Source organism: Pseudomonas sp. WC2, assembly GCF_050586545.1.
Lineage (GTDB): Bacteria > Pseudomonadota > Gammaproteobacteria > Pseudomonadales > Pseudomonadaceae > Aquipseudomonas.
This window is the reverse complement of sequence record NZ_JBOBDR010000006.1, coordinates 30187-55243: the sequence shown is the minus strand read 5'-3', so window position 1 is coordinate 55243 and position 25057 is coordinate 30187. Positions and strand designations below refer to the sequence as shown.

Below are 25057 nucleotides of genomic sequence, written 5' to 3'. Positions count from 1 at the left end.
TTGCGCTTTTTGTTCGAACTCATCGGAATAGACTCGACTCCAACGATTATCGGTTTACGGAGTCTTGATCATGGGTTTACTCGTCGATGGCCACTGGCAGGACAAGTGGTACGAAAGCAGCAAGGACGGCGCGTTCCAGCGCGAACAGGCGAAACGCCGCAACTGGGTCACCGCCAACGGCGAGCCCGGCCCGAGCGGTGAAGGTGGTTTTGCCGCTGAAGCCGGGCGCTATCACCTCTACGTTTCGCTCGCCTGCCCGTGGGCGCATCGCACGCTGATCCTGCGCAAACTCAAAGGTCTGGAAAGTCTGATCGACGTGTCGGTGGTCAGTTGGCTGATGCTGGAAAACGGCTGGACCTTCGACACATCGCTTGGCTCGACCGGCGACAAGCTCGACGACTTCGAATTCATGCACCAGCGCTACACCGCTGACACCGCCGACTACACCGGGCGCGTCACCGTGCCAGTGCTGTGGGACAAGAAACTCAAGCGCATCGTCAGCAATGAATCAGCAGAGATCATCCGCATGTTCAACAGCGCGTTCGATGATCTGACCGGCAATGACCTGGACTTCTACCCTGCGCCACTGCGCAGCGAAATCGATGCACTGAACGATCGTATCTATCCCGCCGTGAACAACGGCGTGTACCGCGCAGGTTTTGCCACCTCGCAGCAGGCTTATGAAGAAGCGTTCGATGAAGTGTTTGCCGAACTCGATCACCTTGAGGGTGTTCTAGGCGCGAACCGTTATCTGACCGGCGAGTACCTGACCGAGGCGGACGTGCGACTGTTCACCACGATCATTCGGTTTGACGCGGTGTATCACGGCCACTTCAAGTGCAACCTGCGGCGGATTGCCGATTATCCGAACCTGTCGAACTGGCTGCGTGAGCTGTATCAGATGCCGGGAATCGGCGAGACGGTGGATTTCCAGCACATCAAGAACCACTACTACGGCAGCCACAAGACCATTAACCCGACCGCGGTTGTGCCGAAGGGGCCGGAGCAGGATTTCAGCGTCGCCCATGATCGGGCGCGGTTGGCAGGCAAAGAGGTTTGGCGCCGGGGTTGAGATTTGTATTGTTTTTGAGGGCCCCATCGCTGGCAAGCCAGCTCCCACAGGGATTTTGGTGATGCTGAAGATTGCAGCTTCAACACAAAACCTGTGGGAGCTGGCTTGCCAGCGATGGGGTCAACTCGGTTCTCAGACCTGCGCCTGAGCCCCTTCGAACCAAGCCAGTTTCTCGCGCAGTTGCACCACTTCACCGACGATCACCAGTGTCGGCGCATGCACTTCATGCTCCGCGACCAGTCGCGGCAGATCCGCCAGGGTGCCGGTAAAGACTCGCTGATTGACCGTGGTGCCCTGCTGGATCAACGCCGCCGGCGTATCGGCCGAGCGACCGTGTTTGATCAGTTGTTCGCAAATGACCGGCAATCCCACCAGACCCATGTAGAACACCAGCGTCTGCGCCGGTGCGACGAGGTCGGACCACGGCAGATCGGTGGAACCGTCCTTCAAATGCCCGGTAACGAAACGCACTGACTGCGCGTAATCCCGATGGGTCAGCGGAATCCCGGCGTACGCCGCGCAACCGCTGGCTGCGGTAATCCCCGGCACGACCTGGAACGGAATGCCATGGGCCGCCAGTTCTTCGATCTCTTCGCCACCACGGCCGAAGATGAACGGATCACCGCCCTTCAACCGCACCACACGTTTGCCGGCCTTGGCCAGGTCGACCAGTTGTTGGTTGATCTGATCCTGCGGCACCGCGTGATCGGAACGACGCTTGCCGACGTACACACGCTCGGCATCGCGACGGCACAGCTCAAGAATCGCCGGCGCGACCAAACGGTCGTACAACACCACATCGGCTTGCTGCATCAGACGCAAGGCCTTGAAGGTCAGCAGATCCGGATCGCCCGGCCCTGCGCCTACCAAATACACTTCACCCGTGGTGACCGTGGCTTCGCCGTCAATCTTGGCTTGCAGCAGACGCTCCGCTTCCGTGCCCTGCCCGGCCAGTTGCCGATCGGAAATCGGTCCCTGGAATACGTCTTCCCAGAATCCGCGACGCTGCTGCACATCCGGAAACAGGCTTTTCACCTGATTGCGGAAACGTGCGGCGAGCCCCGCCAGTTGGCCGTAGGTCGATGGAATCCAGGTTTCGATCTTGGCGCGAATCAACCGCGCCAGCACCGGCGCATCGCCGCCGCTGGACACCGCGATGATCAGCGGCGAGCGATCGACGATCGCCGGGAAGATCACGCTGCACAAGGCAGGCGCGTCGACCACGTTGACCGGCACGCAACGCTTGTGAGCATCGCTGGACACTTGAGCGTTCAGCGTTTCATCGTCGGTCGCGGCGATGATCAACCCGCAACCGTCCAGATCCGTTTCGACGTAACCGCGCAACAGGCATTCACCGCCAGAAGCGACGACCAATTCACCCAGTTGCGTTTCGATTTCAGGTGCGACCACCCGCAGCAGCGCACCGGCATCGGCCAGCAGGCGGGATTTGCGCAAGGCAATTTCCCCCCCACCGACGACCAACACACGACTGCCGCGCAGGTTGTGAAACAGCGGCAGATATTTCATTTAGCCGATGACCTCAAGGCCACCCATGTACGGCTTCAGCACGTCCGGAACACGGATCGAGCCGTCGGCCTGCTGGTAGTTTTCCAGCACAGCAACGAGGGTACGGCCTACGGCCAGACCAGAACCGTTCAAAGTGTGCACCAACTCAGGCTTGCCGGTTTCCGGGTTACGGAAACGCGCCTGCATGCGGCGGGCCTGGAAATCACCGCAGTTCGAGCACGACGAGATTTCGCGGTACTTGTCCTGGCTCGGGATCCACACTTCGAGGTCGTAAGTCTTGACCGCGCTGAAGCCCATGTCGCCAGTGCACAGCGCCAGGGTGCGATACGGCAGACCAAGCAGTTGCAGAACTTTTTCAGCGTTGGCGGTCAGGCCTTCCAGCGCTTCCATCGAGGTCGACGGCTCAACGATCTGGACCATTTCGACTTTGTCGAACTGGTGCTGACGAATCATGCCACGAGTGTCGCGACCCGACGCGCCGGCTTCACTGCGGAAGCACGGGGTGTGGGCGACGAATTTGATCGGCAGCAGTTTCGAGTCAACGATTTCGCCGGCAACGATGTTGGTCAGCGACACTTCGGCGGTCGGGATCAGGTACAGATCGGCTTCGCCTTCGCGAGCGATCTTGAACAGATCTTCTTCGAACTTCGGCAGTTGACCGGTGCCTTGCAGTGCCGGCGCCTGAACCAGATAAGGCGTGTAAGCCTCTTCGTAGCCATGCTCGTTGACGTGCAGGTTGATCATGAACTGCGCCAGAGCGCGGTGCAGACGGGCGATCGGGCCACGCAGCAGAGCAAAGCGTGCGCCGGACAGCTTGGCGGCGGTTTCAAAATCCAGCCAACCGAACTTCTCGCCCAGTGCGACGTGGTCTTTTACTTCGAAGTCGAACGCGGTCGGCGTGCCCCAGCGGCGCACTTCGACGTTGTCATCTTCGTCTTTACCGACCGGCACGGAGTCATGCGGCAGGTTGGGAATGCCCAACACGATCGAGTCCAGTTCGGTCTGGATCGCGTCCAACTCGACTTTACCGGCGCTCAGTTCGCCCGCCATGCGCTCGACGTCCGCCATCAGCGGCGCGATGTCTTCGCCGCGCTGCTTGGCCTGACCGATGGATTTGGAACGCGCATTACGCTCAGCCTGCAGTGCTTCGGTGCGGGTCTGGACGGTCTTGCGCTGTTCTTCCAGCGCTTCGATGCGCGCGGTATCCAGGGCAAAGCCACGGGAAGCCAGGCGGTCCGCTACGTCCTGAAGGTTGCTACGTAACAGTTTGGAATCGAGCATGTCGGTTTCTCGTTATCAAAGTTTGGTCAAAGACAGGCCAGCCCACGTCGCGAGCAGCCCGCCGAATACGCTGAGTGCCGCATAGCCCAGGGCCAGCAGCACTTGCCCGCTTTCCAGCAGGCGCACCGTATCCAGTGAAAAGGATGAAAAAGTCGTCAGCCCCCCGAGGAAGCCGACCATCAACCCGGCACGCACCTCGATCGGCACTTCCGGGCGTATCAAAAACAGGCCGTACAACACGCCAATCAACAGACAGCCCACGATATTAACGGCCAGCGTCGCGGTATAGAAGTGCCGCGGCCAATTGGCGTTGACCCAATTACCGGTGGCGAAGCGCAACAGCGTGCCGGCGACCCCGCCGACGGAGACCGCAATGATCAATGGAAGCACTATTTTCTCCGCTGCCGAGGGCTTAACCGATCGAGTTGGGCGAGATGATTGAGCTTCTCGCCGATCTTCAATTCCAGGCCGCGAGGCACCGGTTGATAGAACGGAATCGGCTCGAGTTCTTCCGGAAAATAGTCTTCGCCAGCGGCGTAAGCGTCCGGTTCATCGTGGGCGTAGCGGTATTCGTCACCGTAGCCCAATTGTTTCATCAGTTTGGTTGGCGCATTGCGCAGGTGCAGCGGCACTTCCAGTGAACCGTTTTCGGCGGCGGCACGCAGCGCGGTTTTGAAGCCCATGTACACCGCGTTACTTTTCGGCGCGCAGGCCAGATAAGTGATGGCCTGGGCCACCGCCAACTCGCCTTCCGGGCTGCCGAGGCGTTCCTGCACTTCCCACGCGGCGAGGCAGAGGCTGAGGGCGCGCGGGTCGGCGTTGCCAATGTCTTCGCTGGCCATGCGCACCACGCGCCGAGCCAGATACAGCGGATCGCAACCACCGTCGATCATCCGCGCGAACCAGTACAGCGCGCCGTCTGGATTGGAGCCGCGCACCGATTTGTGCAGCGCCGAGATCTGGTCGTAGAACGCTTCGCCGCCCTTGTCGAAACGCCGACGGGTGTCGCCGAGCAGGCTCTGCAGCAGCTCGGTGCCGATTTCGCTGTCGTCTTCGGCCAGGTCGGAAGCGTTTTCCAACAGATTGAGCAAGCGCCGGCCATCACCATCGGCGGCGGACAACAGCATCTGGAAGCCTTCGTCATTCAGCGTCAGGTTGCGCTTGCCGAGGCCGCGCTCTTCGGTGAGCGCGCGGTGCACCAGCTTGCGCAGCGCCGCTTCGTCGAGGCTTTTCAGCACGTAGACGCGGGCTCGCGACAACAAGGCGTTATTGAGTTCGAACGACGGGTTTTCAGTGGTGGCGCCGATGAAGATCAGCGTGCCGTCTTCAACATACGGCAGAAACGCGTCCTGCTGGGACTTGTTGAAACGGTGTACTTCATCGACGAACAGAATCGTGCGCTTGCCGTACTGACCGGCTTGCTGCTTGGCGATTTCAACGGCCTGACGGATCTCTTTGACCCCGGCGAGCACTGCTGAAACCGTTTCGAAGTGCGCATCGGAGACTTCCGCGAGCAACCGCGCCAAGGTGGTTTTACCCACGCCCGGCGGGCCCCAGAAGATCATCGAATGCAGGGCACCCTGCTCCAGCGCCTCACGCAGAGGCTTGCCGCGAGCGAGCAGGTGCTCCTGACCGACGTACTCATCCAGATTGGTCGCACGCAAACGCGCGGCCAGTGGCTGGGCAATCGGTGCACTGCGAAACAGATCCATCACTACCTTTGAAACCTCACAGGTTTTTTGGGTTTATTCCTGGATCACGTCGGCACCCTTGGGGATGTCGAACTTGAACTTGGAGGCCGGTACCGCTTCGTTGGCCTTGACCCCGGTAAACAGGATGTTGGTGCGCTGGCCGACACTGTCGATCAGTTGCATGTCATTGAGCAGACCGTTGCGGAACGACAGGCGCAGGTTGTCGAACAGGGTGTCTTTGGTTTTTGGCTTGAGGGTGAAATCGATCACACCGCCCGCCTCTTTCGCGCTGATATCGAAGCTCTGGCTGATCTTCGACACATCACCAGACAGCAGCAGCGCTGGGGTCTGGGTCAGGCGCTCGTCGAGCTTCTTGATGGTCGCTTGTTCCAGATCCGGATCCCACAGGGTGACTTTCTTGCCGTCGGAGACCATGGTCTGCTCGGCCGGGGCGTTGGTGTGCCAGTAGAACAGGCCCGGACGCTGCAGGGTCATATTGCCGGTGGTTTCCTGCAACTGGGTGCCGCTGCCGTCGAGGGTCAGCTGCGAGAAGTTTGCGCTCAGGGTCTTGGATGTTTCCAGCAATTGGGTCAGACGCGCCACATCCTCGTCATCGGCGTGGGCCGTGAGGGTGGTCAACGCCAGCACTGGCAACAGCATGCGGATAAGACGCATGGGAGTCCTCTTGAATACGTGTGGAAGAGCGGCGGAACATCATTGTCCCGCCTTTTGCTTTGCAATCAGTCGCGTACCGGGCCCGGGGCCAGGACTTCACGCGAACCGTTGGTGTTCATTGAGGTGACGACGCCAGCCATTTCCATGGCTTCGATCATCCGCGCGGCACGGTTGTAACCGATCTTCAGCTTGCGCTGTACTGCAGAAATCGAGGCGCGACGGCTTTCCAGGACGAACTGCACGGCTTCGTCATACAGCGCGTCGGCTTCAGGATCGTCGCCATCGCCGCCACCACTGCTGCCTTCGAAACCGCTGCCGGCCTCTTCGACACCGTTGAGGATGTCGTCGTTGTATTCCGGTGCGCCACGCAGCTTCCACGCCTCCACCACACGGTGAACTTCATCGTCGGAAACGAACGCGCCGTGAACCCGGATGGGCAGGCTGGTGCCCGGCGGCATGTAGAGCATGTCACCGTGGCCGAGCAATTGTTCGGCGCCGCCCTGGTCGATGATGGTCCGGGAGTCGATCTTGCTCGACACCTGGAACGCCATACGCGTCGGGATATTGGCTTTGATCAGACCGGTGATCACGTCCACCGACGGGCGCTGGGTCGCAAGGATCAAGTGAATACCCGCCGCACGCGCCTTCTGCGCAATACGCGCGATCAGCTCTTCAACCTTCTTGCCGACGATCATCATCATGTCGGCGAATTCGTCGACCACCACGACAATGGTTGGCAGTTTCTGCAGCAGCGGCGCTTCGTCGTGGATGCTTTCGCGCTTGTACAGCGGATCGCTCAACGGTTCGCCAGCGTCCTGCGCTTCCTTGACCTTGGCGTTGAAGCCGGACAGGTTTCGCACGCCCATCTTCGCCATCAGTTTGTAGCGGCGCTCCATCTCGGCCACGCTCCAGCGCAGGGCGTTGGCGGCGTCCTTCATGTCGGTCACGACCGGGCACAGCAGGTGCGGAATGCCTTCGTAGATCGACAGTTCCAGCATCTTCGGGTCGATCATGATCAGCTTGGCGTCTTCCGGGCCGGACTTGAACAGGATCGACAGGATCATCGCGTTCACACCGACCGACTTACCGGAACCGGTGGTACCGGCTACCAGCAAGTGCGGCATCTTCGCCAGGTCGGTGATGACCGGCTTGCCGCCAATGTCGTGACCGAGCGCCAGGGTGACCGGCGATTTGAAGTTGTCGTATTCAGGCGTCGACAGCACTTCGGAGAAGCGCACGATCTGCCGGTCTTCGTTGGGAATCTCGATACCGACCGTGGTCTTGCCCGGAATCACCTCGACCACCCGCACACTGGTCACGGCCAGCGAACGCGCAAGGTCTTTGGCAAGGTTGGCGATGCGGCTGACTTTGACGCCGGCGGCAGGCTGGATTTCGTAACGGGTAATCACAGGGCCCGGGTGGATCGAGTCCACCGTGACTTCGACGCCAAACTCCTTGAGCTTGATCTCCAGCAAGTGGCCGACCGCTGCAAGGGATTCCGGCGAGTAATTGAGTTGTTTCTTTTCCGCCGGATCGAGAATCGAGATTGGTGGCAAGGTGCCTTCCACGGCGCTGTCAACGAACAACGGCGCCTGCTTCTCTTTCTGCACGCGTTTGCTTGGCTCGGGAGCCTTGACTGGCGCTGGGGCGATGACCGGAGGCACCTGCTTCTCACGATCAGACATGTGCTTGCTCAGCGCTTGCTCACGCTCGATCAGGCGTTCTTTGACTTTGGCTTGTTCGCGCTTGTCGGTGACGGTCGGCGCAACGACATCGTGCACACGATCATCGACTTCACGCAGTTGCGCGACCAGTTGCTTGCGCTCGGTACGCGCCGACCACCAGCGGTTGAGCGCGCCCTGGAACAGTTCGAACAAGTCGAGGGTGATCTTGCCGGTGACGTCCATCACCTTGAACCACGACAGGTCGGTGAACACCGTCAGGCCAAACAGAAACAAGGCGATGAACAACAGCGTGCTGCCCTGGATGTTCAGCGCGTTCTTCGCCAGATTGCCCAGACTTTCGCCCAGCGCACCGCCAGCACCCGCCGGCAGACCCGAGGCCGCATGGAAATGCAGATGCGCCAGCGCAGCGCCGGACAACACCAGAAACACCAGGCCGATCAGGCGCCAGGAAAACAGCCAGCCGCTCCACTGCCACGGCTCATGGCGCTGGCGGAAAATCTGGTAGGCCTTGATCGCCAGCAGTAGAGGGAAGATGTAGGCGAAGTAACCGAGCACCATGAACAGGATGTCGGCGCTGTAAGAACCCGCCGGGCCGCCGAAATTCTGTACGTCGTCGATCTTGCTGTTGTGGCTCCAGCCCGGATCGTCCTTGCCGTAGGTCAGCAAAGCCATCATCAGGAACAGGCACAAGGCGCCGATGGCGATCAATGCACCTTCCTTGAGACGGTAGTGCAACTGTTGGCGCCAGAGCGGAACGACTGTTTTAGGTGCTGCGGTGGATTTCTTCAAAACGCTTCTTTTCCTGCGCCCGAGGCGCGTCCATCTATTGAATGACGATAAAAAACTGCCCAATCCAGGCAGGTAAAAAAGTTGACGGGCACAACTGAGACTACTTTTAACACTGTGCTGGCGCTTTTATAAACACAGCGCATCGCGAACATTCTGTAACAGCCCGGCATTGTACGGGTTTGTGCGTCCGATGCCATGCTTCAAACCCCAGCAATGATGATAGTCAAGCACATAGAACCCGCGATTCAATTTGAGCATGCATTACCTTTTGTGACAAAGGCTTATGAGGTGTATTTGATGAACGCAGCGAAGCATTCACGCCTGATCATCCTTGGCTCTGGCCCCGCCGGTTACAGCGCCGCGGTGTACGCCGCTCGTGCCAACCTGAAACCCGTGGTGATTACCGGATTGCAGGCCGGTGGCCAGCTCACCACTACCGTCGAAGTCGACAACTGGCCGGGCGACGTCGAGGGCCTCACCGGCCCGGTACTGATGGAGCGCATGCAGAAGCACGCCGAACGCTTTGCCACAGAGATCGTTTACGACCACATCCATACCGCCAAGTTGCAGCAGCGCCCGTTTGAGCTGATTGGCGACAGCGGCACCTACACCTGTGACGCGCTGATCATCGCCACCGGCGCTTCAGCGCAATATCTGGGTCTGCCCTCGGAAGAAGCGTTCGCCGGCAAAGGCGTGTCGGCGTGCGCGACCTGTGACGGTTTCTTTTATCGCAATCAGGTGGTCGCGGTAGTCGGCGGCGGCAATACCGCTGTCGAGGAGGCGCTGTACCTGTCGAACATCGCCAAAGAAGTGCATCTGATTCACCGTCGCGACAAGCTGCGCTCAGAGAAAATACTTCAGGACAAACTGTTCGAGAAAGCCGCTAACGGCAACGTGCGCCTGCACTGGAACCAGAATCTCGACGAAGTACTCGGCGATGCCAGCGGCGTGACGGGTGCCCGCCTGCGCGACAGCCACACGGGCGAGACCCGCGAATTGCCCCTGGCCGGGGTGTTCATCGCAATTGGCCACAAACCCAACACCGATCTGTTTCCAGGCCAGTTGCCGATGCGTGACGGCTACCTGTTGGTCAAGGGCGGAAGCGACGGTGACGCCACCGCTACGAATATCCCCGGGGTGTTTGCCGCCGGCGACGTCGCCGACCATGTCTACCGTCAAGCCGTAACGTCGGCGGGTGCGGGCTGCATGGCCGCGCTCGATGCCGAGAAGTATCTGGACGACATTCCTGTCATTTAACGGCACACTTTATCGCGGGTCGAACAGCCCGCACCGCCCTCCCCTTCTGCAAGCCTGGATGCCATGCTGACTTGGTTACAACGTAATTCACTGACCTTTCCGCCACTGGAAAAGGCCATGCGCGACCCCAACGGACTGCTCGCCGCAGGTGGCGACCTGTCCGCCGATCGCTTGATCCAGGCTTATCGCCATGGCTGCTTTCCGTGGTTCTCCGAGGGCCAGCCGATTCTCTGGTGGTCGCCGGATCCGCGCACGGTGTTGTTTCCCGACGAACTGCATGTGTCGCGCAGTCTCGGCAAATTGCTGCGCAAAGAGCGTTATCAAGTGACGTTCGACAAAGATTTCGACGCGGTGATTCGCGCCTGCGCTGCGCCCCGGGACTACGCCGACGGCACCTGGATCACCGAAGCCATGCAGGACGCCTACGTTGAACTGCATCGGCGCGGCTTCGCCCATTCGGTGGAGGTCTGGGATGCGGGCGAACTGGTGGGAGGCCTGTATGGCTTGGCCATGGGCCAATTGTTCTTCGGTGAGTCCATGTTCAGCCGCGCCGATAACGCCTCGAAATATGGCTTCGCCACGTTGGTGCAGCATCTGAAAGAGTCAGGCTTCGTGCTGATCGACTGCCAGATGCCGACCGACCATCTGCACAGCCTCGGCGCGCGGGCGATTGCCCGTCAGGAATTCGCCGACTATCTGGCCAGACACCTGGATCAACCCAGTCATGCCACTTGGGTTTGCTGAGCGACTTTCGCGCGCGTGGCTTACACTTAATTCACCAGCTTATCCCGAGGGTTGATCATGACCGAGTTGGCGCGTTTGAAGTTCTATGCCACTCAGCCTCACTCTTGCAGCTATCTGCCCGAGGAGCAGGCCACGACCCTGTTTCTCGACCCTAGCCAGCCCATGGATGTGCATGTCTACGCAGATCTGTCGGAAATGGGCTTTCGTCGCAGTGGCGATCATTTGTATCGACCCCATTGCCAGAATTGCAATGCGTGCGTGCCTGCGCGCATCCCCGTCGCGCAGTTCACTCCCAATCGCCAACAGAAGCGCATTTTCAAGCGCAATGCCGATTTGCAGGTGCGCCCGGTCAAACCACAATTCAGCGAAGAATATTTCGACCTGTACCAGCGCTACATCGAACAACGCCACGCCGACGGCGATATGTACCCGCCGAGCCGGGATCAATTTTCGACATTCCTGGTGCGCGACCTGCCCTTCTCCCGTTTTTATGAGTTCCGACTCGACGGACGGTTACTGGCCGTGGCGGTGACCGATTTGCTGCCTAACGGCTTATCTGCGGTCTACACCTTCTACGAACCCGACGAAGAACGCCGCAGCCTCGGCCGCTTCGCGATTCTCTGGCAGATCGGCGAGAGCCAGCGTCTGGGGCTTGAGGCGGTTTATCTGGGTTACTGGATCAAGAACTGCAAAAAGATGAACTACAAGACCCAATATCGACCCATCGAATTGCTGATTAATCAGCGCTGGGTGATCCTCAACTAAACCCAAGCCGTAAACCCCTTGGCGTAAACCCCATTTTTCGGGCACAATGCACGCCGCTTTTGCCTGGCGCAGTTGCACCGGGCCATTCATTGGATACCGAGGGCTTTACTGCATGTCGAAAGAAGACAGCTTCGAAATGGAAGGCACTGTCGTCGACACCCTGCCCAACACCATGTTTCGTGTGGAGTTGGAAAATGGGCACGTCGTAACCGCGCATATTTCCGGCAAGATGCGCAAGAACTACATTCGTATTCTTACCGGTGACAAAGTGCGCGTCGAGCTGACGCCCTATGACTTGAGCAAAGGGCGCATTACTTACCGCGCTCGCTAATCAGGTCAATACAAGACGCCCGGTTTATGCCGGGCGTTTTTGTATCTGGGCTTTATCGGTTTTGTGTGTATATCCGTTGCTGCGGGTGATGCCGCCGGCGGTTTCGCTCTTACAGCGAGTCACCTTTTCCAAACGCCGGAATGCCGGGGTTTGAAAAAAAGTGAGTCGCCGTAAGGGTGAAACCGTAATAAGCCATCACCGCAGCCACGGATATACACCCAAAGCCCAAAAACACCAGACAACAAAAAGGCGCCCGAAGGCGCCTTTTCACCCGACAACAAGCCGTCAGGCCATTTCTGCGGTAGTCTCGAAGTCAAACGTCAACTCACCATCCTTGATGTCGATGTGAACCACACCGCCATGCTCGGCCAGCTCGCCAAACAGAATCTCCTCCGCCAAAGGACGCTTGATCTTGTCCTGGATCAGACGTGCCATCGGACGTGCGCCCATCGCCGCATCATAACCACCCGCGGCGATCCAACTACGTGCCGCATCAGTCACTTCCAGCAACACACGCTTATCTTCCAGCTGCGCCTGAAGCTCGGTAAGAAACTTGTCCACCACACTTTTGATAACCTCATGGCTGAGGCGACCAAACTGGATAATGGTGTCCAGACGGTTACGGAATTCCGGCGTGAAGCTCTTCTTGATCACTTCCATCGCATCAGACGAGTGGTCCTGATGAGTAAAACCGATCGAAGCGCGAGCAGCCGTTTCGGCACCGGCGTTAGTGGTCATGATCACGATCACGTTGCGGAAGTCCGCCTTGCGCCCGTTGTTATCGGTCAGCGTGCCGTGGTCCATTACCTGCAGCAGCAGATTGAAGACTTCCGGATGCGCCTTCTCGATTTCGTCGAGGAGCAATACGCAGTGCGGCTGCTTGGTGATCGCTTCGGTCAACAGACCGCCCTGGTCGAAACCGACATAGCCCGGAGGCGCACCGATCAGACGCGATACGGTGTGACGCTCCATGTATTCGGACATGTCGAAGCGAACCAGTTCAATGCCCAGAGCCTTGGCCAATTGCCGCGCGGCCTCGGTTTTACCGACACCGGTCGGACCTGCGAACAGGAACGAACCGACTGGTTTGTCAGGCGACTTGAGGCCGGCACGAGACAGCTTGATCGCAGTCGACAGCGAATCGATCGCCGCGTCCTGACCAAACACCGTCAGCTTCAAATCACGCTCAAGGTTACGCAGCAGCTCTTTATCGGAGCTGGTGACGTGCTTCGGCGGAATCCGCGCGATCTTCGCCACGATGTCTTCGACCTGTGGCACTTCAATGCGCTTCACGCGTTTTTCAACCGGTTGCAGACGCTGATAGGCGCCCGCCTCGTCGATCACGTCGATGGCCTTGTCCGGCATATGCCGGTCATTGATGTAGCGCGATGCCAGTTCAGCAGCGGCGCGCAACGACTCATCGCTGTATTCGATGTTGTGGTGCTGCTCGAAACGCCCTTTCAGGCCGCGCAGGATACCGATGGTGTCTTCCACCGACGGCTCGACGACATCGACCTTCTGGAAGCGACGTGCCAAGGCACGATCCTTCTCGAAGATGCCGCGAAATTCCTGGAACGTGGTCGAACCGATGCAACGAATGTCGCCAGACGACAACAGCGGCTTGAGCAGATTCGAGGCGTCCATGACCCCACCGGATGCAGCGCCCGCACCGATGATGGTGTGGATCTCGTCGATGAACAGGATCGCCTGCGGACGTTTTTTCAGTTCATTGAGCAGCGCCTTGAAGCGCTTCTCGAAATCGCCGCGATACTTGGTGCCCGCGAGCAGAGCGCCAAGGTCGAGCGAGTAAACAACGCTGTTGGCCAGCAGATCCGGCACCTGGTTGTCGACAATGCGCTTGGCCAGACCTTCGGCAATCGCGGTTTTACCCACGCCGGCCTCGCCGACCAGCAGCGGATTGTTTTTGCGACGGCGCGCGAGAATCTGCGCGACACGCTCGACTTCCGATTCGCGGCCGACCAGCGGATCGATACGACCCTGGCGCGCGAGTTCGTTAAGGTTGCTGGCATAAGCATCCAGAGGATTGCCTGAAGAAGAAGACTCACCGCCCTCGTCGTCCTGCATATCTTGCTCACCTTCAGAGTGATCGCCATGCCCCGGCACTTTGGAAATGCCGTGTGCGATGTAATTGACGACATCAATGCGCGCAACGCTCTGCTGTTTCAGCAGGAACACGGCCTGACTCTCTTGCTCACTGAAGATGGCAACCAGCACGTTGGCGCCGGTTACTTCGCGTTTGCCCGAGCTCTGTACGTGGAATACAGCACGTTGCAGTACACGCTGGAAGCCCAGGGTTGGCTGGGTTTCGCGATCTTCGTCATGAACGGGGATCAATGGCGTGGTGGAGTCGATGAACTCCTGCAGGTCGTGCTTGAGTTTGTCGAGGTTTGCGCCGCAGGCACGCAAAACGGTGGCGGCAGCCTCATTGTCCAATAGGGCCAGCAAGAGGTGTTCGACGGTCATGAATTCATGACGTTTCGAACGAGCCTCCTTGAAGGCTAGATTGAGGGTGACTTCGAGCTCGCGGTTTAACATAGCTTCACCTCATACCCAAGTGGTCGGCGATTAACCGTCCTTCTCGATTTCACAGAGTAGCGGATGCTGGCTTTCCCTGGCGTACTGGTTGACCTGCATGGCCTTTGTCTCGGCGATGTCGCGGGTAAACACTCCACATACTGCCCGTCCTTCTGTGTGAACGGCCAGCATGACCTTGGTCGCCAGCTCGCGATTCAGGTTAAAAAACACCTCGAGCACTTCGACGACGAAATCCATCGGTGTGTAGTCATCATTGAACAAAACCACCTTGTACATCGGCGGCGCCTGTAACGCAGGCTTTGCTTCCTGAACAGCAACGCCTGCCGAATCGTCGTCGTGCTCCTGTGGAAGATCCTTTTGGAGAAGCGGGCGATCCTGATTGAATGTTAGTCGAATCTGGCTGATTGCATGCATGGAAAGAAAGGTTCGTCAGTTGAGCAAATACAGTGGTGGGGGCGGTTGCACGCGTTTTCAACTCCGACTGCCCGGTCACCTTGACTATCGGGAAAACGGTGTTACAACCAATAGAGCCCACAGTGGGTAAAAAAGATCCGCGGAGTCAATTTTTTTAACGAATAAGATTGCGGATGAATTGGATGATACTCCAGCGATGGAGTCTGTTGCAGAGGGATTTGAGCATGGCTGTCGGCAAGGTGAAATGGTTCAACAATGCCAAGGGATTCGGCTTTATCAATACCGACGCCCGCGAAGGCCGCGATGAAGATGGCAAAGACATCGATTTCTTTGCGCACTACTCCGCCATCGAAATGGACGGGTACAAAACCCTGAAAGCGGGTCAGGAAGTGAAATTCGACATCGTGCAAGGCCCAAAAGGCCTGCATGCCGTGAAGATTTGCTCGGCCGACGCTGTGAAAGAGGCGACCTCAGTCGCCATTCACGAAGAAAAAGCGACCAGCTGACGCCTAAAACCTTCAGCCATAAAAAAACCGCCTGACTCAACTCATCGAGTCAGGCGGTTTTTGTGTGCCTGCGTTTTACATGTGCGAAATCAGCGCATCACCGAAGCCCGAAGACGAAACCAGCTTGGCGCCGTCCATCAGTCGTTCGAAATCATAGGTCACTGTTTTGGCCGAGATAGCGCCGTTGGTGCCCTTGATGATCAGATCCGCCGCTTCCGTCCAGCCCATGTGGCGCAGCATCATTTCCGCCGAGAGAATCAGCGAGCCCGGGTTGACCTGGTCCTTGCCGGCGTATTTCGGCGCGGTACCGTGGGTGGCTTCGAACATCGCCACGGTGTCGGACAGGTTGGCGCCCGGCGCAATACCGATACCGCCCACTTCCGCCGCCAGGGCGTCGGAGAGGTAGTCGCCGTTGAGGTTCAGGGTCGCAATCACATCGTATTCGGCGGGGCGCAGCAGGATCTGCTGAAGCATGGCGTCGGCGATGGCGTCTTTGACCACAACGTTCTTGCCGGTTTTCGGGTTCTTGAACTGCATCCACGGGCCGCCGTCGAGCAGGGTCGCGCCGAATTCTTCTGCGGCCACTTCGTAGGCCCACTCTTTGAAGGCACCTTCGGTGAACTTCATGATGTTGCCTTTGTGCACGATGGTCAGCGAATCGCGGTCGTTATCGACCACATATTGCAGGGCCTTGCGCGCCAGACGCTTGGTGCCTTCCAGGGAAACCGGCTTGACGCCGATGCCGCAGTTTTCGTCGAAACGGATCTTGGTGACGCCCATTTCTTCTTTAAGGAATTTGATGACTTTGGTAGCTTCCGGCGAACCGGCCTTCCACTCGATACCGGCATAGATGTCTTCGGAGTTCTCGCGGAAGATGGTCATGTCGACGTCGCCAGGCTTCTTCACCGGGCTCGGCACGCCTTCGAACCAGCGCACCGGGCGCAGACAGACGTACAGGTCGAGCTGCTGACGCAGGGCCACGTTCAGCGAGCGGATGCCGCCACCGACCGGTGTCGTGAGCGGGCCTTTGATGGAAACCACGTAATCCTTCACGGCATCGAGGGTTTCCTGAGGCAGCCAGGTGTCCTGATCGTAAACCTGTGTGGCTTTTTCCCCGGCGTAGACTTCCATCCAGGAAATCTTGCGCTTACCGCCGTATGCCTTTTGAACTGCAGCATCGACAACCTTGATCATCACCGGACTGATGTCGACACCAATGCCGTCACCTTCGATGAAGGGGATGATCGGGTTATCAGGAACATTGAGAGAATGGTCTGCATTGACGGAGATTTTGTCGCCGACGGCTGGAACCTGAATCTTCTTGTAACCCATGCTGAACTCCATTGTTTGGATTGAACATCTGGCTTGGTTCGAGCGTAACCCAGTTAAATCAACACGCAAACCCTCTGTTCCCGGCAATCGCACAACTCGTTTCGTACAACCCTGAAAGCAAAGGGAAAAGCGCCAAACTCAAGCATTCCCATCGACTTTAGCCGTCCCCCTGCCCTGCGACCTTTAGACCAATGGACGAGATTCGTTGCATATGAACCATCGGCAGATTGCCAGCTACCTATGTATAATGCCGCCCGCTGACCACAGGGTCACGACGGCTGGCCTCTCTAGTACGAGACTTTCCGCCTGATTGGTCGGGTTGTTACCGCAGCCTGACTGCTTGACGCTCTACTGATGCACCCAACATCACCGCGAAGAATCTCGACATTCGGTTCATGGATGACTTTGAACGAACGCGCTTACCCGGCGCCCCTCGAGTTTCTGCGCACGCTTTAGCAAAGAAGAGAGAGTTAATCCGAATATGCCCACCCGCTCGAAGATCATCTATACCTTCACCGACGAAGCTCCTGCCCTCGCCACCTATTCCCTGCTGCCGATCATCGAGGCTTACACCGCCTCGGCCGATATCGCCGTGGAAACCCGCGATATCTCTCTGGCAGCACGCATCCTGGCAAGCTTCCCCGAGCAACTGGGCGACAAAGCCGTAGCCGACCACCTCGCCGAACTGGGCGACCTGGCCGTTACGCCTGAAGCCAACATCATCAAGCTGCCGAACATCAGCGCTTCGGTTCCACAGCTGCAAGCCGCGATCAAAGAGCTGCAAGCTCAGGGTTACAACCTGCCGGACTACCCGGAAACCGTGACCAGCGACGCCGACAAAGACGCCAAGGCGCGTTACGACAAGGTCAAGGGCAGCGCCGTGAACCCGGTTCTGCGTGAAGGCAACTCCGACCGTCGCGCACCGCTGTCGGTTAAAAACTACGCGCGCAAGCACCCGCACAAAATGGGCGCCTGGGCCAAAGACTCCAAGTCCCACGTTGCTCACATGAGCACCGGCGATTTCTACGGCAGCGAAAAAGCTGCCCTGATCGACGCCGCTGACGCCGTGAAGATCGAGCTGATTGCCAAGGACGGCACCGCTACCGTCCTGAAAGAAAAAACCACTGTTCAGGCTGGCGAGATCCTCGACTGCGCCGTGATGAGCAAAAACGCTCTGCGTGCGTTCATCGCTGCTGAAATCGAAAGCGCCAAGGCCCAGGGCGTGCTGCTCTCGGTTCACCTGAAAGCGACCATGATGAAGGTCTCCGACCCGATCATGTTCGGCCAGATCGTTGCCGAGTTCTATAAAGACGCACTGACCAAGCACGCTGACGTGCTGGCCGAGATCGGCTTCAACCTGAACAACGGCATTGGCGATCTGTACGCTCGCATCAAAGCCCTGCCGGCTGAGCAGCAAGCGCAGATCGAAGCTGACATGGCTGCGGTCTACGCTGCTCGTCCATCGCTGGCGATGGTCAACTCCGACAAAGGCATCACCAACCTGCACGTGCCGAGCGACGTGATCGTCGACGCCTCGATGCCAGCGATGATCCGTGACTCCGGCAAAATGTGGGGCACCGACGGTCAGCTGCACGACACCAAGGCGGTGATCCCGGATCGTTGCTACGCAACCATCTACCAGGCTGTGATCGAAGATTGCAAAGCCAATGGCGCTTTCGATCCGACCACCATGGGCAGCGTGCCAAACGTTGGTCTGATGGCGAAGAAAGCCGAAGAGTACGGCTCGCACGACAAGACCTTCCAGATCAAGGCTGACGGCGTGGTTCGCGTCACCGACAGCAAGGGCAACCTGCTGATGGAACAGGCTGTTGAAGCCGGCGACATCTTCCGCATGTGCCAGACCAAAGACGCGCCGATCCAGGATTGGGTCAAACTGGCCGTCAACCGTGCTCGCGCCAGCAGCACCCCGGCGATCTTCTGGCTCGACCCAATGCGCGCTCACGACGGCGTAGTGATCGAGAAAGTTCAGGCTTACCTGAAGGATCACGACACGGCCGGTCTGGACATCCAGATCATGGCGCCAGTCGATGCCATGAAGTTCACCCTGCAGCGCACCCGCGAAGGCAAGGACACCATTTCGGTGACCGGCAACGTACTGCGCGACTACCTGACCGACCTGTTCCCGATCATGGAACTGGGCACCAGCGCCAAGATGCTGTCGATCGTGCCGCTGATGAACGGCGGTGGCCTGTTCGAAACCGGCGCCGGCGGTTCGGCTCCGAAGCACGTGCAGCAACTGGTTGAAGAGAACTTCCTGCGCTGGGATTCGCTGGGCGAGTTCCTCGCACTGGCAGCGTCCCTTGAGCATCTGGGCGTGAACTACAACAACCCGAAAGCGCTGGTACTGTCGAAAACTCTGGATCAGGCGACTGGCCAGTTCCTCGACAACAACAAGTCGCCATCGCGCAAAGTCGGCAACATCGACAACCGCGGCAGCCACTTCTATCTGGCGATGTACTGGGCTCAGGCTCTGGCTGCCCAGACTGAAGACGCTGCACTGCAAGCGCAGTTCGCGACCCTGGCAAAAACCCTGACCGAGAACGAAGCAACCATCGTTGCCGAGCTCAACGCCGTTCAGGGCAAGCCAGTCGACATCGGCGGTTACTACCACGCCAATGCCGAGCTGATCAGCAAAGCCATGCGCCCAAGCGCAACCCTCAACGCGGCGATTGCTGCGCTGGTTTAAGGTTGTAATGGGAACATCACAAACCCCGGCCTTGTGCCGGGGTTTGTGTTTCCAGAGGTCCCACAATGGGAATGGGTTTCAACCAATAGATTGAGGAAGGTTTTATGGAATGGCTCCCCCACATCACCGTCGCCACCATCGTCGAGGACAACGGTCGCTTTCTGATGGTCGAAGAACACAAGGCCGGACGTAACGTGCTCAACCAGCCCGCCGGCCATCTCGACCCGGACGAAACCCTGATCGACGCCGCCGTGCGCGAAACCCTCGAAGAAACCGGTTGGGACGTCGAGCCCACCGGCGTCATCGGCATTTATCTGTACACCGCGCCGAGCAATGGCGTGACCTACCAACGCGTGTGCTTCAGCGCCAAAGCCTTGAAACACCATCCGGACTACCAGCTCGACGACGGCATCGTCGGCGCCAAGTGGCTGACCCGCGACGAATTAATCGCCCAGCGCGATAACTGGCGCAGTGAGCTGATCATCCGTTGCATCGACGATTATCTGGCCGGTCATCACTTCAGCCTCGAACTGATCCGCCCTTCTCTTTAGCCTTGAGGCCGCGAGCCTGCTAGAATCGCGTCCTTTTTCAAGACACTCATTGAATCCCTATGCGTGATCCAGCCCCTTCTGACACATCCAAGAAGCGCGTCATTGTCGGCATGTCCGGCGGCGTGGACTCTTCCGTTTCCGCTCTCCTGCTGATCGAGCAGGGTTACGAGGTGGAAGGCCTGTTCATGAAGAACTGGGAAGAAGACGACGGAACGGAATACTGCACCGCCATGGACGACCTGGCGGATGCCCAGGCTGTCTGCGACAAGATTGGCATCAAGCTGCACACCGCCAACTTCGCCGCCGAGTACTGGGACAACGTGTTTGAGCACTTCCTGGCCGAATACAAGGCCGGGCGCACGCCGAACCCGGACATCCTGTGCAACCGCGAGATCAAGTTCAAGGCGTTCCTCGACTACGCCATGATGCTCGGCGCTGACCTAATCGCCACCGGCCACTATGTGCGCCGCCGCGACATCGATGGCCGCACCGAACTGCTCAAAGGCCTCGATCCGAACAAGGATCAGAGCTACTTCCTGCACGCCGTTGGCGGTGAACAGATCGCCAAGACCCTGTTCCCGGTCGGCGAACTGGAAAAGCCGGAAGTCCGCGCCATTGCCGAGAAATACGAGCTGGCGACCGCGAAGAAGAAGGATTCCACCGGGATCTGCTTCATCGGCGAGCGTCGTTTCAGCGACTTCCTCAAGCAATACCTGCCGGCGCAACCGGGCGAGATCAAAACCACCGAAGGCGAAGTCATCGGCCGTCACCACGGCTTGATGTACCACACCATCGGACAACGTCAGGGCCTCGGTATCGGTGGTTTGAAAGATGCCGGCGATGAGCCGTGGTACGTGCTGCGCAAGGATCTCGACACCAACGAACTGATCGTCGGCCAGGGCAACAACCATCCGTGGCTGTTCTCCAGCGCCCTGCTCGCTTCGGAAATCTATTGGGTCAACCCGATCGACCTGAGCCAGCCACTGCGCCTGACCGCCAAGGTGCGTTATCGCCAGAGCGATCAGGTCTGCACCCTGGAAAAAACCGCCAGCGGCTACCGCGCTGTGTTCGACGAGCCGCAACGCGCGGTGACGCCGGGCCAGTCCGTGGTGTTTTATGACGGTGAAATCTGCCTCGGTGGCGGCGTAATCGAGGTCGCCGAGCCGTGGAGCGGCCAGGCATGAGCCCGACTCAGGAGCAACTGACGGCGCTGGGCGGCGTGTTTCTCGCCGCCGTGCTGGTCGACCGGATCGCCAAGACCGGGCAGACCAGCGAGGCCGGCCTGACCTGCATGCTCGGCAGCCTGTTGGTGCGCGACCCGAAAGACACGCTGGATGTGTACGGCGGCGATGACCTCAATCTGCGCGAAGGCTACCGCGCACTGATCGGCGCCCTCGAACGCGACCCGAGCACGTTGCAGCGCGAGCCATTGCGCTATGCGCTGTCGATGCTCGGCCTGGAACGCCAACTGGCCAAGCGTGACGACATGCTCGATGTGATCGGCAAGCGCTTGCCGCAGATCCAGTCGCAGGTCGAGCATTTCGGCCCGGCCCACGAGAACGTGGTGGCTGCTTGCGGCGCGCTGTATCAGGACACCCTGAGCACGCTGCGCCAGCGGATTCAGGTGCATGGCGACATGCGCAATCTGCAGCAACCGAGCAACGCTTCGAAGATTCGCGCCCTGCTGCTCGCCGGCATTCGTTCGGCGCGCCTGTGGCGGCAGCTCGGCGGCCATCGCTGGCAGTTGGTGATCAGCCGGCGCAAGCTGCTCAAAGAGCTGTATCCGTTGATGCGCAGCGAGTAAACGCCGCGCAATAAAAGCTTTGTAATCTGTAACGCGTAATACGCCGGTCAGTTGGCAACGGACCGGCGGATTTTTTCATGTATGATACGCGCCCCATTTCGTTGCCCGACTGTCCGAGAACACCCCATGCAGCTTTCTTCGCTCACTGCGGTTTCCCCTGTTGACGGCCGCTACGCCGGCAAAACCCAGGCCCTGCGCCCGATTTTCAGCGAGTACGGTCTGATCCGTGCCCGTGTTCTGGTTGAAGTGCGCTGGCTCCAGCGCCTGGCCGCCCACGCTGGTATCCCTGAAGTGCCAGCCTTCTCCGCCGAGGCCAACGCCGTTCTCAATGAACTGGCTGAAAACTTCTCGCTGGAGCACGCCGAGCGCGTCAAAGAGATCGAGCGCACCACCAACCACGACGTCAAAGCGATCGAATACCTGCTCAAAGAGCAGGCGGCCAAGCTGCCGGAACTGGCCAAGGTCAGCGAGTTCATCCACTTTGCCTGCACCAGCGAAGACATCAACAACCTGTCCCACGCGCTGATGCTGCGCGAAGGCCGTGACGACGTGATGCTGCCGCTGATGCGCCAGACGGCCAACGCCATCCGCGAACTGGCCATCCGTTTCGCTGACGTGCCGATGCTGTCGCGCACCCACGGTCAACCGGCTTCGCCGACCACTCTGGGCAAAGAACTGGCGAACGTGGTTTACCGTCTCGAGCGCCAGATCGCTCAGGTCGCTGCCGTGCCGCTGCTGGGCAAGATCAACGGCGCTGTCGGCAATTACAACGCGCACCTGTCGGCCTACCCGCAGATCGACTGGGAAGCCAACGCCCGCGCCTTCATCGAAGACGAACTGGGTCTGGGCTTCAACCCGTACACCACCCAGATCGAACCGCACGACTACATCGCCGAGCTGTTCGACGCGATCGCGCGCTTCAACACTATCCTGATCGACTTCGACCGTGACATCTGGGGCTACATCTCCCTGGGTTATTTCAAGCAGCGCACCATCGCTGGCGAAATCGGTTCGTCGACCATGCCGCACAAGGTCAACCCGATCGACTTCGAAAACTCCGAAGGCAATCTGGGCATCGCCAACGCACTGTTCCAGCACCTGGCGAGCAAACTGCCAATCTCCCGCTGGCAGCGCGACCTGACCGACTCCACCGTCCTGCGCAACCTTGGTGTCGGCTTCGCCCACAGCGTGATCGCGTACGAAGCCAGCCTCAAAGGCATCAGCAAACTGGAGCTCAACGAGCAGAAGATTGCCGCTGACCTCGACGCTTGCTGGGAAGTGTTGGCTGAGCCGATCCAGACCGTGATGCGCCGCTACAACATCGAAAACCCGTACGAAAAACTGAAAGAACTGACCCGCGGCAAGGGCATCAGCCCTGAAGCGCTGCAGACTTTCATCGATGGTCTGGACATGCCAGCCGAAGCGAAAGCCGAGCTCAAGCAACTGACCCCGGCCAACTACATCGGCAACGCTGTAGCGCAAGCCAAACGCATCTGATCGACCGTTTGACCCGTTTGAGACGCCCGGCCGCGCCGGGCGTTTTTATTCCCGTCTGAAAAGTGCTTTTTTTCAATAGGTTACATATGAATTCCGACATTCCTCTTCAACTTCTGGGCGGCATCACGGCGCGCGAATTCCTGCGCGATTACTGGCAGAAAAAGCCACTGCTGATCCGTCAGGCAATTCCTGACTTCGAAAGTCCGATCGACGCCGACGAACTGGCCGGCCTGGCCCTGGAAGAAGAAGTCGAGTCGCGCCTGGTGATCGAGCACGGCGAGCGCCCATGGGAACTGCGTCGCGGCCCGTTCGCTGAAGACGAGTTCAGCAAGCTGCCGGAAAAAGAGTGGACCCTGCTGGTTCAAGCCGTCGATCAATTCGTCCCGGAAGTCAGCGAGCTGTTGGAAAACTTCCGTTTCCTGCCGAGCTGGCGCGTCGACGATGTGATGATCAGCTTCGCCGCCCCGGGTGGCAGCGTCGGTCCGCACTTCGATAACTACGACGTGTTCCTGCTGCAAGGTCACGGCAAGCGCAACTGGAAAATCGGCCAGATGTGTGATTCCGAGAGCCCGCTGCTGCAACACGCGGATCTGCGCATCCTCGCCGAATTCCACGAGACCGAAGAATGGGTTCTGGAACCGGGCGATATGCTCTACCTGCCGCCGCGTCTGGCTCACTGCGGTGTCGCGGTCGACAACTGCATGACCTACTCGGTCGGCTTCCGTGCGCCGAGCGCTTCCGAAGTGCTGACCCACTTCACCGACTTCCTCAGCCAGTTCCTGACTGACGAAGAGCGTTACACCGACGCCGACGCGCAGCCAGCCGCTGACCCGCATCAGATTCAGCACGATGCGCTGGATCGTCTGAAAAGCCTGCTCGCCGAGCACATGAGCGACGAGCGTCTGCTGCTGACTTGGTTCGGCCAGTACATGACCGAGCCGCGCTATCCGGAACTGGTGGTTGGCCCGGAAGACGTCGAAGAAGAAGACTTCCTCAGCGCTTTGCAAGATGGCGCCGTGCTGATCCGCAACCCGAGCGCGCGTCTGGCCTGGTCGGAAGTCGATGACGACCTGCTCCTGTTCGCCAGCGGCCAGAGCCGTTATCTGCCGGGCAAACTGCGCGAGCTGCTGAAACTGATTTGCGCCGCTGACGCCCTGCACGCCGACAACCTCGGCGAGTGGCTGAGCGACGAAGACGGTCGCGGCCTGCTGTGCGAGCTGGTCAAGCAAGGTAGCCTGGGGTTCGCTGATGAATAAAATTCGCGTTCGTGTCGCAGACTGGCAGAAGGACATCGCCGAGATCCGGCGCATTCGTGAAACGGTGTTCATTGCCGAGCAATCGGTGCCACCTGAGCTGGAGTGGGACGCGGACGACGCGACCGCCGTGCATTTCCTGGCCTTTGAAGGCGACTTTCCGATCGGCACTGCGCGCCTGCTGCCTGACGGGCACATTGGCCGCGTTTCCGTGCTGAAAGACTGGCGCGGAATGAAGGTCGGTGATGCGCTCATGCAAGCGGTTATCGCTGAAGCAGAAACGCGCGGCTTGAAGGAGCAGATGCTCAGCGCCCAGGTGCAGGCCACGGCGTTCTATGAGCGCTTGGGTTTCAGTCTGGTCAGCGAGGAATTTCTCGAAGCCGGGATTCCGCATGTCGACATGGTTCGCCATTCGGCTTGAGCTCTGCCCTGATCGTTCCCACGCTCTGCGTGGGAATGCCTCTCGGAACGCTCCGCGTCCCTTGCGGCATGTGACGCAGAGCGTCACTGGCTGCATTCCCACGCAGAGCGTGGGAACGATCACGCCCCGACATCCACCGATGCCGGGGCGTTTTGCTGTCTACGATTCAACTTGCCCCACCCAAGGCCGACAAACTGGC

22 protein-coding genes are annotated in these 25057 nt (G+C 59.1%); 13 read left to right on the top strand and 9 right to left on the bottom strand.

Features of this window, described 5'->3' with window-relative positions:
• Nucleotides 1–70 precede the first annotated feature (70 nt).
• Nucleotides 71–1072, top strand: coding sequence for a glutathione S-transferase family protein (locus ACQ4OE_RS08990; RefSeq protein WP_430946405.1), 1002 nt, complete (start codon nucleotides 71–73; stop codon nucleotides 1070–1072).
• Between the two features lie 132 nt (nucleotides 1073–1204).
• On the opposite strand, the gene cysG is transcribed toward ACQ4OE_RS08990, so the two are convergent.
• The 6 genes from cysG to ACQ4OE_RS08960 all read right to left on the bottom strand — a co-directional run bounded on the left by cysG (nucleotide 1205) and on the right by ACQ4OE_RS08960 (nucleotide 8720).
• A complete protein-coding gene (gene cysG, locus ACQ4OE_RS08985; protein ID WP_430946404.1) occupies nucleotides 1205–2599 on the bottom strand; it encodes a siroheme synthase CysG in 1395 nt (464 codons plus the stop codon).
• A complete protein-coding gene (serS, locus tag ACQ4OE_RS08980; RefSeq protein ID WP_430946403.1) occupies nucleotides 2600–3880 on the bottom strand; it encodes a serine--tRNA ligase in 1281 nt (426 codons plus the stop codon).
• Between the two features lie 15 nt (nucleotides 3881–3895).
• Nucleotides 3896–4270 (bottom strand): fluoride efflux transporter CrcB, encoded by a 375-nt coding sequence (gene crcB, locus ACQ4OE_RS08975; RefSeq protein WP_122590277.1) that lies wholly within the window; start codon nucleotides 4268–4270, stop codon nucleotides 3896–3898.
• Nucleotides 4270–5592 (bottom strand): replication-associated recombination protein A, encoded by a 1323-nt coding sequence (locus ACQ4OE_RS08970; protein ID WP_042559848.1) that lies wholly within the window; start codon nucleotides 5590–5592, stop codon nucleotides 4270–4272. The genes crcB and ACQ4OE_RS08970 overlap by 1 nt, the downstream gene beginning before the upstream one ends.
• Nucleotides 5593–5625: 33 nt before the next feature.
• Nucleotides 5626–6246: an outer membrane lipoprotein chaperone LolA gene (lolA, locus tag ACQ4OE_RS08965; protein ID WP_430946402.1), complete on the bottom strand. Its 621-nt coding sequence runs from the start codon at nucleotides 6244–6246 to the stop codon at nucleotides 5626–5628.
• Nucleotides 6247–6311: 65 nt separating this feature from the next.
• On the bottom strand, nucleotides 6312–8720 hold the full coding sequence (locus tag ACQ4OE_RS08960) for a DNA translocase FtsK (protein WP_122590278.1): 2409 nt from the start codon (nucleotides 8718–8720) through the stop codon (nucleotides 6312–6314).
• 297 nt (nucleotides 8721–9017) lie between these two features.
• On the opposite strand from ACQ4OE_RS08960, the gene trxB reads away from it, so the two are divergent.
• The 4 genes from trxB to infA all read left to right on the top strand — a co-directional run bounded on the left by trxB (nucleotide 9018) and on the right by infA (nucleotide 11817).
• Entirely contained in the window at nucleotides 9018–9977 is a 960-nt protein-coding gene (gene trxB, locus ACQ4OE_RS08955; RefSeq protein WP_430946401.1) for a thioredoxin-disulfide reductase, read from the top strand.
• A gap of 63 nt (nucleotides 9978–10040) precedes the next feature.
• Nucleotides 10041–10721: a leucyl/phenylalanyl-tRNA--protein transferase gene (gene aat / locus ACQ4OE_RS08950; protein WP_430946400.1), complete on the top strand. Its 681-nt coding sequence runs from the start codon at nucleotides 10041–10043 to the stop codon at nucleotides 10719–10721.
• A 57-nt stretch (nucleotides 10722–10778) separates the two neighbouring features.
• Complete coding sequence (locus ACQ4OE_RS08945) at nucleotides 10779–11486, top strand: arginyltransferase (RefSeq protein WP_122590283.1); 708 nt, start codon at nucleotides 10779–10781, stop codon at nucleotides 11484–11486.
• Nucleotides 11487–11598: 112 nt separating this feature from the next.
• Entirely contained in the window at nucleotides 11599–11817 is a 219-nt protein-coding gene (infA, locus tag ACQ4OE_RS08940; RefSeq protein ID WP_002553999.1) for a translation initiation factor IF-1, read from the top strand.
• 285 nt (nucleotides 11818–12102) lie between these two features.
• On the opposite strand, the gene clpA is transcribed toward infA, so the two are convergent.
• Both clpA and clpS read right to left on the bottom strand, forming a co-directional pair.
• Nucleotides 12103–14373 carry an ATP-dependent Clp protease ATP-binding subunit ClpA gene (gene clpA, locus ACQ4OE_RS08935; RefSeq protein WP_122600571.1) on the bottom strand — a complete coding sequence of 757 codons (2271 nt, stop codon included), beginning with the start codon at nucleotides 14371–14373 and terminating at the stop codon, nucleotides 12103–12105.
• 30 nt (nucleotides 14374–14403) lie between these two features.
• Nucleotides 14404–14787, bottom strand: coding sequence for an ATP-dependent Clp protease adapter ClpS (gene clpS / locus ACQ4OE_RS08930; RefSeq protein WP_011334948.1), 384 nt, complete (start codon nucleotides 14785–14787; stop codon nucleotides 14404–14406).
• A 224-nt stretch (nucleotides 14788–15011) separates the two neighbouring features.
• Here clpS and ACQ4OE_RS08925 point away from each other — a divergent pair, with 224 nt between their 5' ends.
• On the top strand, nucleotides 15012–15293 hold the full coding sequence (locus ACQ4OE_RS08925; protein WP_122590287.1) for a cold shock domain-containing protein: 282 nt from the start codon (nucleotides 15012–15014) through the stop codon (nucleotides 15291–15293).
• Nucleotides 15294–15368: 75 nt separating this feature from the next.
• Here ACQ4OE_RS08925 and icd read toward each other — a convergent pair whose 3' ends face one another.
• Nucleotides 15369–16625 carry an NADP-dependent isocitrate dehydrogenase gene (gene icd / locus ACQ4OE_RS08920; RefSeq protein ID WP_042559856.1) on the bottom strand — a complete coding sequence of 419 codons (1257 nt, stop codon included), beginning with the start codon at nucleotides 16623–16625 and terminating at the stop codon, nucleotides 15369–15371.
• A 481-nt stretch (nucleotides 16626–17106) separates the two neighbouring features.
• On the opposite strand from icd, the gene ACQ4OE_RS08915 reads away from it, so the two are divergent.
• The 7 genes from ACQ4OE_RS08915 (at nucleotide 17107) to ACQ4OE_RS08885 (ending at nucleotide 24858) form a co-directional block, all read left to right on the top strand.
• Complete coding sequence (locus ACQ4OE_RS08915; RefSeq protein ID WP_427120363.1) at nucleotides 17107–19332, top strand: NADP-dependent isocitrate dehydrogenase; 2226 nt, start codon at nucleotides 17107–17109, stop codon at nucleotides 19330–19332.
• A gap of 104 nt (nucleotides 19333–19436) precedes the next feature.
• Entirely contained in the window at nucleotides 19437–19883 is a 447-nt protein-coding gene (locus ACQ4OE_RS08910) for an NUDIX hydrolase (RefSeq protein ID WP_122590290.1), read from the top strand.
• Between the two features lie 59 nt (nucleotides 19884–19942).
• The gene (mnmA, locus tag ACQ4OE_RS08905) at nucleotides 19943–21067 is read left to right on the top strand and encodes a tRNA 2-thiouridine(34) synthase MnmA (protein ID WP_430946399.1); all 1125 of its coding nucleotides are present in this window, start codon (nucleotides 19943–19945) and stop codon (nucleotides 21065–21067) included.
• A complete protein-coding gene (gene hflD / locus ACQ4OE_RS08900; RefSeq protein WP_122590293.1) occupies nucleotides 21064–21687 on the top strand; it encodes a high frequency lysogenization protein HflD in 624 nt (207 codons plus the stop codon). The genes mnmA and hflD overlap by 4 nt, the downstream gene beginning before the upstream one ends.
• A gap of 126 nt (nucleotides 21688–21813) precedes the next feature.
• The gene (purB, locus tag ACQ4OE_RS08895) at nucleotides 21814–23184 is read left to right on the top strand and encodes an adenylosuccinate lyase (RefSeq protein ID WP_003223822.1); all 1371 of its coding nucleotides are present in this window, start codon (nucleotides 21814–21816) and stop codon (nucleotides 23182–23184) included.
• A gap of 86 nt (nucleotides 23185–23270) precedes the next feature.
• Entirely contained in the window at nucleotides 23271–24440 is a 1170-nt protein-coding gene (locus ACQ4OE_RS08890) for a cupin domain-containing protein (protein ID WP_122590296.1), read from the top strand.
• Nucleotides 24433–24858 (top strand): GNAT family N-acetyltransferase, encoded by a 426-nt coding sequence (locus ACQ4OE_RS08885; RefSeq protein ID WP_430946398.1) that lies wholly within the window; start codon nucleotides 24433–24435, stop codon nucleotides 24856–24858. The genes ACQ4OE_RS08890 and ACQ4OE_RS08885 overlap by 8 nt, the downstream gene beginning before the upstream one ends.
• Nucleotides 24859–25057 lie beyond the last annotated feature (199 nt).

What these genes read in the sequence shown, in the direction of transcription:
- hflD (WP_122590293.1), top strand. Translation starts at nt 21,064, where the DNA reads ATGAGCCCGACTCAGGAGCAACTGACGGCGCTGGGCGGCGTGTTTCTC.
- icd (WP_042559856.1), bottom strand. Translation starts at nt 16,625, where the DNA reads ATGGGTTACAAGAAGATTCAGGTTCCAGCCGTCGGCGACAAAATCTCC.
- ACQ4OE_RS08885 (WP_430946398.1), top strand. Translation starts at nt 24,433, where the DNA reads ATGAATAAAATTCGCGTTCGTGTCGCAGACTGGCAGAAGGACATCGCC.
- infA (WP_002553999.1), top strand. Translation starts at nt 11,599, where the DNA reads ATGTCGAAAGAAGACAGCTTCGAAATGGAAGGCACTGTCGTCGACACC.
- ACQ4OE_RS08890 (WP_122590296.1), top strand. Translation starts at nt 23,271, where the DNA reads ATGAATTCCGACATTCCTCTTCAACTTCTGGGCGGCATCACGGCGCGC.
- clpA (WP_122600571.1), bottom strand. Translation starts at nt 14,373, where the DNA reads ATGTTAAACCGCGAGCTCGAAGTCACCCTCAATCTAGCCTTCAAGGAG.
- ACQ4OE_RS08910 (WP_122590290.1), top strand. Translation starts at nt 19,437, where the DNA reads ATGGAATGGCTCCCCCACATCACCGTCGCCACCATCGTCGAGGACAAC.
- ACQ4OE_RS08990 (WP_430946405.1), top strand. Translation starts at nt 71, where the DNA reads ATGGGTTTACTCGTCGATGGCCACTGGCAGGACAAGTGGTACGAAAGC.
- ACQ4OE_RS08970 (WP_042559848.1), bottom strand. Translation starts at nt 5,592, where the DNA reads ATGGATCTGTTTCGCAGTGCACCGATTGCCCAGCCACTGGCCGCGCGT.
- serS (WP_430946403.1), bottom strand. Translation starts at nt 3,880, where the DNA reads ATGCTCGATTCCAAACTGTTACGTAGCAACCTTCAGGACGTAGCGGAC.
- lolA (WP_430946402.1), bottom strand. Translation starts at nt 6,246, where the DNA reads ATGCGTCTTATCCGCATGCTGTTGCCAGTGCTGGCGTTGACCACCCTC.
- trxB (WP_430946401.1), top strand. Translation starts at nt 9,018, where the DNA reads ATGAACGCAGCGAAGCATTCACGCCTGATCATCCTTGGCTCTGGCCCC.
- purB (WP_003223822.1), top strand. Translation starts at nt 21,814, where the DNA reads ATGCAGCTTTCTTCGCTCACTGCGGTTTCCCCTGTTGACGGCCGCTAC.
- mnmA (WP_430946399.1), top strand. Translation starts at nt 19,943, where the DNA reads ATGCGTGATCCAGCCCCTTCTGACACATCCAAGAAGCGCGTCATTGTC.
- clpS (WP_011334948.1), bottom strand. Translation starts at nt 14,787, where the DNA reads ATGCATGCAATCAGCCAGATTCGACTAACATTCAATCAGGATCGCCCG.
- cysG (WP_430946404.1), bottom strand. Translation starts at nt 2,599, where the DNA reads ATGAAATATCTGCCGCTGTTTCACAACCTGCGCGGCAGTCGTGTGTTG.
- ACQ4OE_RS08945 (WP_122590283.1), top strand. Translation starts at nt 10,779, where the DNA reads ATGACCGAGTTGGCGCGTTTGAAGTTCTATGCCACTCAGCCTCACTCT.
- ACQ4OE_RS08915 (WP_427120363.1), top strand. Translation starts at nt 17,107, where the DNA reads ATGCCCACCCGCTCGAAGATCATCTATACCTTCACCGACGAAGCTCCT.
- aat (WP_430946400.1), top strand. Translation starts at nt 10,041, where the DNA reads ATGCTGACTTGGTTACAACGTAATTCACTGACCTTTCCGCCACTGGAA.
- ACQ4OE_RS08925 (WP_122590287.1), top strand. Translation starts at nt 15,012, where the DNA reads ATGGCTGTCGGCAAGGTGAAATGGTTCAACAATGCCAAGGGATTCGGC.